This is a genomic window from Sporolactobacillus putidus, assembly GCF_014647035.1.
Lineage (GTDB): Bacteria > Bacillota > Bacilli > Bacillales > Sporolactobacillaceae > Sporolactobacillus > Sporolactobacillus putidus.
Genome location: NZ_BMOK01000025.1, coordinates 1 through 12,158, shown reverse-complemented (window position 1 = coordinate 12,158; position 12,158 = coordinate 1). Strand labels below are relative to the sequence as shown.

At 44.6% G+C, this 12,158-nt stretch carries 10 protein-coding genes; 3 read left to right on the top strand and 7 right to left on the bottom strand.

Going from position 1 to position 12,158, the window contains the following annotated elements; translation table 11 throughout:
• Positions 1-286 (bottom strand): UPF0236 family transposase-like protein (locus IEX81_RS16320; RefSeq protein WP_188805267.1); only part of this gene is annotated, 286 nt, incomplete at its 3' end.
• A gap of 287 nt (positions 287-573) precedes the next feature.
• On the opposite strand from IEX81_RS16320, the gene IEX81_RS16315 reads away from it, so the two are divergent.
• On the top strand, positions 574-1,557 hold the full coding sequence (locus IEX81_RS16315) for a nuclease-related domain-containing protein (RefSeq protein ID WP_188805265.1): 984 nt from the start codon (positions 574-576) through the stop codon (positions 1,555-1,557).
• Positions 1,558-1,826: 269 nt separating this feature from the next.
• Here IEX81_RS16315 and IEX81_RS16310 read toward each other — a convergent pair whose 3' ends face one another.
• The 3 genes from IEX81_RS16310 to IEX81_RS16300 form a co-directional block, all read right to left on the bottom strand.
• Entirely contained in the window at positions 1,827-2,585 is a 759-nt protein-coding gene (locus tag IEX81_RS16310; protein ID WP_188805263.1) for a hypothetical protein, read from the bottom strand.
• Between the two features lie 95 nt (positions 2,586-2,680).
• Positions 2,681-3,478 carry a COG4705 family protein gene (locus tag IEX81_RS16305; RefSeq protein WP_188805261.1) on the bottom strand — a complete coding sequence of 266 codons (798 nt, stop codon included), beginning with the start codon at positions 3,476-3,478 and terminating at the stop codon, positions 2,681-2,683.
• Between the two features lie 457 nt (positions 3,479-3,935).
• Positions 3,936-4,532, bottom strand: coding sequence for a dienelactone hydrolase family protein (locus IEX81_RS16300; protein WP_188805259.1), 597 nt, complete (start codon positions 4,530-4,532; stop codon positions 3,936-3,938).
• Positions 4,533-5,694: 1,162 nt separating this feature from the next.
• Between IEX81_RS16300 and IEX81_RS16295 the strand changes: the two genes are divergently transcribed.
• Together IEX81_RS16295 and IEX81_RS16290 are read left to right on the top strand one after the other, a co-directional pair.
• On the top strand, positions 5,695-6,126 hold the full coding sequence (locus tag IEX81_RS16295) for an SRPBCC family protein (protein ID WP_188805257.1): 432 nt from the start codon (positions 5,695-5,697) through the stop codon (positions 6,124-6,126).
• Complete coding sequence (locus IEX81_RS16290; protein WP_188805269.1) at positions 6,126-6,527, top strand: ArsR/SmtB family transcription factor; 402 nt, start codon at positions 6,126-6,128, stop codon at positions 6,525-6,527. The genes IEX81_RS16295 and IEX81_RS16290 overlap by 1 nt, the downstream gene beginning before the upstream one ends.
• Positions 6,528-6,653: 126 nt before the next feature.
• On the opposite strand, the gene IEX81_RS16285 is transcribed toward IEX81_RS16290, so the two are convergent.
• From IEX81_RS16285 to IEX81_RS16275, 3 genes are all read right to left on the bottom strand, one after another.
• The gene (locus IEX81_RS16285) at positions 6,654-8,297 is read right to left on the bottom strand and encodes a thiamine pyrophosphate-binding protein (protein WP_188805256.1); all 1,644 of its coding nucleotides are present in this window, start codon (positions 8,295-8,297) and stop codon (positions 6,654-6,656) included.
• 56 nt (positions 8,298-8,353) lie between these two features.
• Positions 8,354-11,188 (bottom strand): bifunctional diguanylate cyclase/phosphodiesterase, encoded by a 2,835-nt coding sequence (locus IEX81_RS16280; RefSeq protein ID WP_188805254.1) that lies wholly within the window; start codon positions 11,186-11,188, stop codon positions 8,354-8,356.
• 149 nt (positions 11,189-11,337) lie between these two features.
• A complete protein-coding gene (locus tag IEX81_RS16275; RefSeq protein WP_188805252.1) occupies positions 11,338-12,009 on the bottom strand; it encodes a hypothetical protein in 672 nt (223 codons plus the stop codon).
• Positions 12,010-12,158: the final 149 nt, after the last annotated feature.

Sequence of the window (12,158 nt, the reverse complement as noted above, 5' to 3'; positions counted from 1 at the left end):
CCTCCTGCTCAAATGACAGATAACGGTCGAGAAGATAAACATAGTGGTTGTTTTTTCGATCTAGATAAAAATTGCGTTCCAGTTTCATTTCGCCGAAGAGACTGACGACTTGGAGGGATCGTTTATTCAAAAGGCGGTACTGCTTTTTGTCCCGTTCTTCAGCGATCTGTTGATCCATCTCTTCCAGCAGGTGTTTCATCACCAAGCCGAAGGTTTCCTGTAATTTCCGCCACACAAGCTGCTCAATCTGTTTTAAATTTAAATAGGCTGTGGTATCCTGTTTCACGAGGGTTATCTCCTTTAGAATCTGGTTTTCGTCGACTTTGATTCTACCAAGGAGTAACCCTCTTTTCATGGAAAATGCTCACTTACCTACCGCGCTTCCGCTTGGTGCCCTGTCCATACCGTTAACGGCAGTTGCCGTTAACGGTATGGACAGGAAGGTAATTTGCCTACAAATATTTTACTCATACATTGTTCTTCACAGAATTGTACTTTTTTCCTTTTTATGGATACAGGACATTCATCGCTCATGTTGAATTTTCACTTATAGAATGAAAGTGAGGTGGCTGAATGTTTGTTAAACCAATCAAAATTCCTTATCATATTAAGCAATATGAGGCCTGTTTGAGAAGGCTCGCTCCAGGCAGCACCAGAAACGAGGTGGAAAACCGATTTAAACGATGTATGGCTGGTTTTCGTGGCGAACAATCGATTACTTATTTCCTTGATTATCTCCCCGATGAGGAGTTCCTCATTTTTCATAATCTCCGTCTTTTCGATAAAATTCATTACTTTCAAATCGACTGGCTGATTATGTGCTCACGTTTTTCCTTGATTCTTGAGGTGAAAAACATTTCGGGTAAGTTGACAATTGATCATGGTCTGTGGCAAATGATCAGGGAAATCGATGGACAGACTGATATATTTGACGATCCGGTTTTACAGGCTGAGAGGCTAACGGAACAGCTGCGAAAATGGCTCAAGCAGAGATTCGAGATTCCCGACTTCCCGGTAGAGAGTCGTGTTGTGATCACCTCCTCAGCCCAGCTTCAGATTGACAATCAAAAAGATTTTTCTATTCGAAATATTATCAGGAAGTCCTACCTTGGAAAAGAGCTGGACAAGATTAACCAGCTTCACACAAAGTCATTCATTCATCAATCCGATCTGCGAAATATGGGGAATCAGTTGTTTACCGGTCATAATCCTTATGTCGTTGATTTATTTACTTTAATCAAATCACTAAGCCCAAAAGACATTATCAATGGTGTCCAATGTCCGAACTGCGGATTGTCTCCTATGAAGCGGAGTCTCCGATACTGGCATTGCGACCCATGCAATCATTCCTCGATTAATGCACATCTTGCTGCACTCCGGGACTATTACCTTCTCTTCGGTCCAAATATTACAAACAAGCAATGTCGGGACTTTCTTTTGTTGGATTCCCAAGCCGTTGCAAAGGGAATCCTTCATTCCACCGGACAAAATTATTATGGAGAAAACAAAGGCAGAATCTATCAGCTCTCGCCGGATTTGCTGTGCAATGATCGTTAACAACCAAATATTTTTTCATGGGCGGCGATTTATTTTCGTGGGCAGCGATATTTTCCGTTGGACGGCGATTTATTTTCGTGGGCAGCGATATTTTCCGCTGGGCGGCGATATTTTCCGCTGGGCGGCGATATTTTCCGCTGGGCAGCGATTTATTTTCGTGGACGGCGATATTTTCCGTTGGACGGCGATATTTTTGCCTGGGCGGCGATATTTTCCGCTGGGCAGCGATTTATTTTCGTGGGCGGCGATATTTTCCGCTGGGCAGCGATTTATTTTCGTGGGCGGCGATATTTTCCGCTGGGCAGCGATATTTTCCGTTGGACGGCGATATTTTTGCCTGGGCAGCGATATTTTCCGCTGGACGGCGATATTTTTGCCTGGGCGGCGATATTTTCCGTTGGACGGCGATATTTTCCGCTGGGCAGCGATATTTTTTCGTGGGCGGCGATATTTTCCGCTGGGCAGCGATATTTTTGCCTGGACGGCGATATTTTCCGCTGGGCGGCGATATATTTTCGTGAGCAGCGATATTTTCCGCTGGGCGGCGATATATTTTCGTGGACGGCGATATTTTTGCCTGGGCGGCGATATTTTCCGCTGAGCGGCGATATTTTTGCCTGGGCAGCGATATTTTCCGTTGGGCAGCGATATATTTTCGTGGACGGCGATATTTTCCGTTGGGCGGCGATATTTTTTCGTGGACGGCGATATTTTCCGTTGGGCAGCGATATTTTTTCGTGGGCAGCGATATTTTCCGTTGGGCAGCGATATTTTTTCGTGGGCAGCGATATTTTCCGCTGGGCGGCGATATTTTTTCGTGGACGGCGATATTTTCCGTTGGACGGCGATATTTTCCGTTGGGCAGCGATATTTTCCGTTGGGTAGCGATATTTTTGCCTGGGCGGCGATATTTTCCGCTGGGCAGCGATATTTTTGCCTGGGTGGCGATATTTCGGCTGATTGAAAATGAAAAAACTGCCTGACCCTAATAGATGATAGAGGGCAGGTAGTTTGGTTTTTTTATACATATATCCATGGCTTTATTTAGGCTGAACGCGCGCAAAATCATCTTAGAAGTTGCGAATCGCCAGCCTTCTTGGAAACATGCGCTCAATCCGGTTTCTCACGGCGTCCCAGACTCTGCCGGCTTTCCCTTAACATCCGGCCGCGTGATCTGCAGGTATCCGACAAGGACGATGATAATAATCGTTGAGACAAGGCTGACCTGGCCTTCTCCCAGTCCAATCCCGCCGAGACTGTGCGACTTGGAAAGCCAGTCTGAAAAAGAGGCACCTACCGGGCGTGTCATAACATAAGCAAACCAGAAGGCGAAAATCGCATTGAGGCCGAACAGCTTATAACCCAGTGCCGGTAGAGCAAGAAAGATAGCAAACAATATCCCGGAAGAGAAGTAACCGAGATGCAAGGTCATCGCCGTCATGTCCCCGGAAGCAGTTCCGAGTGCGAACGTTCCAAGTACGGTTGCCCAATAAAATAGCTCACGGCGAAAGGTGTAAATGCTGTGTATCGACAGTGTCTTCTCGACTGCATACCAGATGACGAAGACGGCTGCCAATACCGCTGCAAAGAATGCGGTTGATATGAGGTACGGAATGCCCAGTACGACATGGACGACATCAGCGGCCATCGTACCGAATATGCTGACCATGACGACGACCAGCCAGTAAATCCATGCGATATACCGTCTCACCATGAACTGGAGAACCATCGAAGCTGCAAGACCCAATCCACCGAGGGCCACAGCTATGACTGGATCGATCTGTTTGACCAAATAATCAGAGAACACCTCCCCCATTCCGGTTGTCAGCACTTTGGTGATCCAGAAATAGGCCGTAATTTCCGGAACCTTGGAAAAAATGCTCTGTTCATGAAGCATATCGGTCAATAAGGGTTTATTCATTGACTCACTCTTTTCTCCTTCTCTGTGATTTAAATAACAGTCCATAAAGCTTAGAAAAAGTATTTTTTTTTCCCGTGGTTATCACGGATATATTCCGTTCCCTTCTGCTGCTTATAATCGGCCTTCAGGAGAATTAATCAGATTCGGGCTTCTGCAATAACGTGCACAATCAGCCGATGATTTGGCATCCCCCCTGTTTTACCGACGCAGACAAACTCGATGCTTTACCGTTAACTGATGTGCGGTCTCACATAAGACCGGAACCTTGTCTATTTTCCCCAGCGTATGTAGCAATCATTATAGTCGTATTGTTCGAACCTCCTATGTCCGTGTTTATGAAAAACATGACTGCTTGAACATTAGAATTTTTTAATAAATGAATGCTAACTGGATGCCCGATAATTAAGCCATCCATATTGTTAAAGAACAACGTATTAAGCGGCCGGATAAAAAATTCTTAATGGCCTTTCAAAAATTTAATCATCTCGCGAAAAGCGGTTTGTGATGATTGTTCATTATATTTTAAGGAATAAGGGTCGCTGAACCCGTGCTGTCCCACTAATTGATGTGTCTTAATCTTTTTATTATTCGCTAATGCCGAAATCAGCCTATTAACATTAAACGATTTTTCTTCCTCCGGAAAGAAGAGCATAACAGGCATTTGAGGTGTCATTCCCAAATAGTCTCTGATTCGGGAACCGTAATAGCCGACAATCCCATCGATATTCTCTTCTTCGCTGCACATCCACGCAACCGTCGCTCCCACACTGAATCCGACGATGAACAGTCTTTGATAATTCTCCCTGACATTCCGTACCATTGTTTTAATTTTTGCAGAGGCATGATCAAATCCTACCTGATTCATAAAATGGCGATATGCAGCTTCTTCATCAGAATAATCGAAAGGATCGCTCCGCTCCAATAAGTTCGGACAAAAAACGTCAAAATTGTATTCAGAGAGCGATTGGCAAATACCCTTCATATGCTGATTAACGCCGTATATTTCGTGAAGTACAATAATTGCCGAGTCAGAGTCGCGGTTAAGATTTATCATCTATTCCTCCTGTAGCGAATTTTCCCTGCAGATCTATCAATCTACGTAATTTTTAGACAGATCTCTTTTATAAATCTGTTTGAATCTTATTTTTAAATAAAGAATACAGTCATCATGCTGTTTATGCAATTATAGCGAGCTTTCGGAAAACCCTTTTTTTCAAATTAACTGATTTGTGGTTTGTATAGAAAAACTTCCCCCAAAAAATCAGAATCAAAGGTTGATGATTTTGAACAAAACACGAATTCGGTGATAGCTGTGGATTTTTTCCATCATTGATGAGACTGCCTGCTCAGGGACTTCTTTTATTACATAACCTTTATATTGCAAGAATGTTTATCAATTTTAAAGAAAAAGTCATAGGAATCCGGATTCTAATCAAATGATACAAGGGGGACTGACATGCATCAGCTAATCATGCAATGCCGGGGAGAGGCTGTTGAGGTTTGGGATCATAATGGCAGGGTTTACAGAGGCGTCATTGACGGAGTAGATCCGCGTGGAGGAGTCTTTCTCCGTGATCCCTTCTTTAGACGGGTATTCATTCCATTTTTCTTGATTGCTGCGATTATCCTTCTAAGAACAAGAACGCGTATTTTCTAATACTAGGGGCTGCCAACGCACCTTTATTTTAAAAAAGTTTCCGACCCGCAACTATGAAGACATAAAATAAATATCAGAGAATTCCATAAATCAATTGATAGAGATGAATGAGTGTTTTCTTAATTCATCTCTATTTGCCTGCGCGCCCTGCTGGGATGGTTTGGAAAACATTGTTTCTGAAACATTAGCCATTTTTTATCGCCTTAATGACACTTTTTTTATATTACCTACCGTCCCATCCTATAGCAAGGAAGCAAGGGCGCAGGGCCTGTCGCGATCGTGCTGTGACTTCACTTTCTGGTCAGTGATAGGTAGAAGAGAAATACTTTCTATGACCTTTTGTCTGTTGGTGTGATTTAATATACTGGCAATCATCCCTATTCACCTGTACCATTAGTCTGCCTCCGTTTGTCAACCGGATCGTGAAGATGAATAAGACCATGAGCAGGCTCCCTTAAGTAGTGAATGAAGAGATTAATGCATTGACACGAAACCGTTTGGTGTTATATCATTTTAAATGAAACCAAATGGTTTTACTTAATCTGAGAGGGAGAAAATAATGGCTCACAACAACCAAACGGCCTTACCGGCAATTGAACAAACCCTTTTGATCAACGCACCCATTCAGAAAGTATGGGATTTCGTATCAACATCTGAGGGGATTGAATCCTGGTTCATGCCCAATGATTTTGAACCAAAACCCGGACATCTTTTTCATTTGCAGACACCCTATGGATCGTCACCTTGTAAGGTTATTGAGTTTGCTCCTCCTCACCGGCTTTCTTTCACCTGGGATGAAGACGGCTGGATCGTTTCGTTTGTCCTGAAAAGCGAAGGGGATAAAACGGCATTTACACTGATACACGACGGCTGGAAAAATCCTGAGGACATCGTCCCGAAGGCCGGCCGGAGAAACGACGAGGTACGTAAAACAATGGCGGGCGGCTGGAACGGGATCTGTAAACAGCTCAGAAAGATTATGGAAACATGATGGCCGCACCGAGACAGGAACATGATGTATTTCAGGCGATTGCCGATCCTACCCGCAGAAAAATCCTTCGCCTGCTTGTTGAAAAAGAATTGCCGATATCCGAAATCACCGACCAGTTCCCGATGAGCCGCACGGCCATAGCCAAACATCTCCGTGTCCTTTCTGAAGCGCAGCTGGTAAGCGGTAAAAAGATCGGAAGAGAAAAACATTATCGCCTCAGGCCGGAATCACTCGCAGAACTGCAGGAGTGGCTTTCTTACTTCGAGCAATTCTGGAATAATAAATTAACTATGCTAAAATATCGGGTTGAGCATCAGGAAGATAAAAATTCAATCGTGGTGAAACCCACAGATCTCGGGAAGGCGAAGACCAATAAATCAAGGGAAGGCTCTGAATTTTAAAAGGCCGTCCTACAGTCGAAAAATCGACTTATAAGACAGCCTAAAAGAGCGGGATGAAAAACTCATCCTGTTTTTTTACGATTTGTTCGGTTTAGATCCTGATCTGCACCGGAGTAGTCCCCGAGTTTACTTTCCAAATGACGACAGAAATTTCACCCGGTCGCCCATCGGAGGAATGTTGTTGTCCACAAGTGACACTTCCAAAACTGCAGGGCCCTTTCGATCCAGTAAATTCTGAATTTCTTTTTCCTCTATGTCTCCCATTGAACGAATCTGATAACTTGGAATGTCCATCGCTTCGGCCATTTTCGCAATGGAAACCGGCTGCTGTTCAAATCTCTCGTGAACCCTTTTATACTGAAGGGCATGCCCGTGGTAAACCATGCCGAGACGCGCGTTATTCATGACAATAAACAGAATCGGCAGGTTGTACTCTTTTGCCGTTAAGATTTCCATTCCATGCATAAAGAAACAGCCGTCACCTGTGATACAGGCGGAAGGCCGTGCGGAATCTGCCAGGCTCATGCCGATCGCCGAACCGATCGCCGTGCCCATGGCGCCGAAATGCACGTTGATATCAAACGAATGAACCGTTTGAACCTTCATATAGTGCACGACATAAGACATAAATTCTCCGATGTCGACTGTATAACGTGTTGTTTCAGGCAGCGACTGCTGAATTTTCAGTAAGACATTTTGTGTATTATAAGCTTCAGACGCCGGCGGGGCACTTATTTCTCTAAATGGGGCAAATGTTTTTGTTTCAGGTCTTAGTCCGCGGTTTCTTAATTCCACGGCAAGAAGCATGAGGCTTTCACGCGAATCCCCGAGTATTGTCATGTCGACAGGATATTTTCGCCCAAACACCGTTTGATCGCGGTCCATCTGGATGACGTACCGCCCTGCCGTCAGTCGTTCATTGTAATTATTTGTTGCCGTTTCCCCGAGACTTGAACCAATGACAAACAGAACGTCCCGAGCCCCTTCATTAATTAACAGTGATGCCTCTTCATGCCCGGCGAATCCAAATATGCCCTTAGACAGAGGATGGGACTCCGGGATCAGCCCTTTGGCCTGCGGCGTCGTTATGATCGGCCAGTTGAGGAGTTCCGCGACTTCAAGCAGTTCCGGCACAGCATCTCTGGCCCCCTGACCGACAAAAAGAACCCCCTTTTTTCGATTTAAGAGTTCGCCTGCAAGCGCGGCAATATCCTCTTTTGCCGGAGAGATCTTCTCCACTGAAGGGAATGGCGGACACTCAGAGGATGATATCTGTTCCAATTGAAGATCAATAGGCATGGCTACATGCACTGGCCCTGGGATTCCCGAAAGAGCGATTTTTACGGCTTTGGCGGCTTCCTTTACCAAGTCTTCCGCTTTAGAAACGGTCACGCTGTATTTTGTCACCGGACGATACATGGGTTCAACACTCAGCTCCTGAGAAGCATTGAGTCCGACCGTGTTGGTCGGCACCGCCCCCGTTATAAAAAGGACCGGCAGCTGCTCACGCATGGCATTGGCGGCGCCGGTCAGCAGATTTGTGCTTCCGGGCCCGCTGCATCCGATACAGACGCCCAATTGTCCAGAATTTCTTGCGTAGGCGGCCGCCATGTAAGAAGCAGCACCCTCATGTTTGGCGACAATGGGTGTAATTTCCCTTCTTTCATACAATTCATCGAAAAAGGCATTGACTGATCCGGCAGGAATACCAAAAATATACTTCACGCCTCCGGAAACGAGAAAATCGACAACTGGTTTTACCGCTTTCATATGTACCTCCAAATGATCGGCCTGCAATTTTGGCAGAATAAAAGTTTTTCAGAGAGTCAATGGAATGACCATTCTTTCAGCAGCCGATACAGCCTGGATTCTTTCGACTGCAATAGCTTTGTCAAATCCTCGGCGGGCAGCGGCCTGCTAAAATAAAACCCTTGCATAGTATAGCAGAACTGCGATTTTAAATATACAAGTTCTTCCTCCGATTCAACCCCCTCCGCCGTCACATTCAGATTTAGCTGGCGAGCGAGATTGATCACGGTTGAGATAATCGCTTTGATTTTCGGATCCAGTTTGCTGCTCTGAACAAAGGACTGATCGATTTTCAAATTATCAATCGGAAAGTCTTTAAGATACCTCAGAGATGAGTAGCCTGTTCCAAAATCATCGATCGCGATGGACAGCCCAAGATTTTTCAGTTTATGCATTTTTTCAATGGCTGAATTTTGAATGATCACACTTTCGGTCAGTTCGAGTTCCAAATATCTTGGATCCAGCTGCGTTTCCGCTAAAATTCTTCTAATAATGTCATCTATTGTCGATTGATATAACTGCCGGGTTGTCAGATTGACAGCAATACTCAGATGCGGGAAACCCATTTCCTGCCATTTCTTTGTTTGCCTGCACGCGTTTCTTAACACCCATTCACCAATATTAAGAATCAGCCCGGAGGTTTCCGCTAAAGGAATAAATTTCTCGGGAGAGACAATGCCAAACTGCGGATGATTCCACCGGATCAGCGCTTCGGTTCCAATAACCTCGCAGCTTTCTATATTGACCTTTGGCTGGTAATAGATTTCAAACTCATTCCGCTCAAGAGCGCTGTGCAAGCTGTACAGCAGACTGGCGGTTTCTTTGCTCTCCTCATTCATACTTGGGGAATAAAAGTGGTAGCAATTCCCTCCCTGTTTTTTTGACCGGTACATGGCCGTGTCGGCATTGGCAATCAGCATTTCTGCTTCCTCCGCATCTTTCGGGTAGATGCTGATACCTATACTGGCGGTCGTAAACAATTCATGACCATTCACCGTGAATGGGTGGTGAAGCGACTGGATCATTCGTTTGCTGAGAAGCGACAGTTCCTCCAGATTATTTACTTTTTCCACCAAGACAAGAAATTCGTCTCCGCCGATTCTCCCAAAGGTGCAATCCTTTTTCATGAATTCACTGAGTCTTTCAGCACCGAGTTCGAGAATTTTGTCGCCGAAACTATGTCCCAGTGTATCATTGATCAGTTTGAAGTGATCAAGATCCAAAAACATCACACCTAAGAATTGGTCATCTGTCTTCGCCCGCACCATAGCCTCTTTGATTTTCTGATTCAGGAAAAAACGGTTGGGAAGCTGCGTAATCGCGTCATAATAAGCCTGATGATGAATCTTCTGCTCCATTTGTTTCCGCTTGGTTATATCCTTCAGCGTCACAACCGCGCCGATAATTTTATGCTGTTCCATGATCGGCGTGCTTACATATTCGATAGGAAAGCAGGTCCCGTCTTTCCGCCGGAAGTACGCATCATTTCGTTGCTGAATCGTTCCCTGAGTGAGCGAAGTGTACAGCGGCGATTTTTCGAAATGATAGTTGCTCAAATCTGGGCGGAGATAGTCAACCACTTCTTCCAGACGCTTCCCGACAATCCGGCTTACAGGGGACCGGAACATTTCCGCTGCTTTAGGGTTGCAAAATGTGACGACTCCATCGGGACGCAGTCCGAATATTCCATCCCCGGCGGAATTCAGAATCAATTCGTTTTGCTTGCTCAGACGCTGTATTTCTGAAACAACATTCTCAAGCATCATATTTTTTTCACGAATTTCAGTTGTCCTGACGCTGATGATTTCCTCCAGTTTTTCTCGTTTTAAAATATTAGACAAAGCCGTTCCTGTTGCGTCGACGATGGATTGAGCCAATTGCTTCTCCGACTCCGTATAGGTACGAGGCGCGTCAAGGTTCACAACTGCAATCGCTCCGGTCACTTCCCCCATCGCAATAAGAGGAAGAATGTATAAACCCTTGATCGCGAATTCTTCAGTGATCGTTCTGTTAGGCCTCGGATCCAGACGGACATCGGGTATGAACAACGGCTTTTTGGTCGCAATGACCTCTTTAAAGACAGGATCATTTGTAAAATCAACTTTTAATTTCTGATGAACACTGATCCAGTCCTCTTCCTTCCAGTCGCTCTCATCGCTCAGAGTCTTGGGGGCAAATTTGTCTTCTAAAGTGTTCAATAAATGAACCCCGATATTCTGATTCTTCAGCGTCTTTCCCACAAAGCGGAAGCATACCCCGAAAACTTGCTGGCTTGTCACGCATAAGGACAATTCTTTTGTCGCTTCAAGCAGGATCTGTTTTTCCGAGAGAAGAACTTCCTGTTTTGAAAACAGATGCGTGTTGCGGATGGCAACGGCCGCCATATTCACATAAGCTTCAACGGACTCAATCTCCATTTTGGTCAGATCCATCGGATGGCCGTAATTGAATAAAAAGGCAAGCCCAAACAGTTCCTCTTCATAACATATCGGCAAGCCTAGCAGCGACCTTATTTTAAAGGCATTTACCGGACCTTGATCAGGTCTCGTATCATGGGCGGTATTCTGAATATAAACGCTCATTTTTGTTTGAATGATTTCCTGGGCTAATTGATCGGCTTCAGGATCAATCACCATTTGATCCAGTGTCGTTCCATTGATCACATCCGGTTTTCCTACATAACCGCGAAAGGTTCCGTCCCCTTGCGCCAAGTAGATGCCGACCGTATCGCACTGGATAATTTCCTCGGAAATCGCTGCAACAACTTGTTTCAAAGCCGCACGAAGATCAAGCTTCGAATTAATCAACTGTGTAATCTTGGCAAGCTTGGAAAATCGGGCAAAATCTTGCATGTACTACTCCTATCTCACCCAGAGATATAACAGGGTATCGGTTTATAAAGTCCTTTCATCTACATTAACGCCTGAGTTGATCTGTCATTTACCATGGCTTTGTTATAATATATCGTTTAAATCATCGCTATTGTCTAGCACAGTTAGAATTAAAGATAATGTTGAACGGAAGAGACAACTGCTGTAATTGTTTGCTTTTTAAAGTTGTCTGAAACTGTTTCACCATCAGGATTTAAATAATAAAATGCGGCCATTTTATCATTGTAAGAGTAGCCGAGCCGGATTAATTTATCCTGAAGATCATCCGGTAATTGACTATAACCGGTTTTCTCAATAAAGTACGGTGCTGGATAAATGCTGACATCGATGTCCCCTTTTCCCGTGTAAATAACAAATAAATCTGTTTCCTTTTTTAAAATCCACTGACCTTTCGAGTAAAGAGAGATCTTTAAATGATCGAGTGCCGAAATACCGTTTAGATTTATACCAAAAATATCATTGATGACTTGTCTGATTTCAGATCCGGACGTCTTTCCCCCTTTCGTTCGAATAAAGGCGTCCATAACATCCGCTTTTTTCATTTTCATGATTCGTTTGTCGGCCGCTGGATCACTGCTGACGCCCTCAATGATATACGGAGGATATGACGGCTGTATCCTCCCGTCCCCCCGTTCAGATATTTTATTTAGATCGATGTCGAAAATCTGTTGGACGGACGACCTGAGCATTGACCCTGTAAGGTTTTGTTCACAAGATTCGATGACTTTGTCCAGCATATCTGCCTTATTTATGATTCCGCTATGTCCGTTTTTTTCTGTCAAGTTAGCCCTCACTTTAACTTTTCCGGCATCCTTTTCCATATTATAATGCCTTTCCCCCATTTCAAAAAAATAAACCCGACACTAAACGACCACCTGCTAAAGCAGGTGGGTTCAGACATAAATGTCTGCGACTTAAAGTCACCACTCAA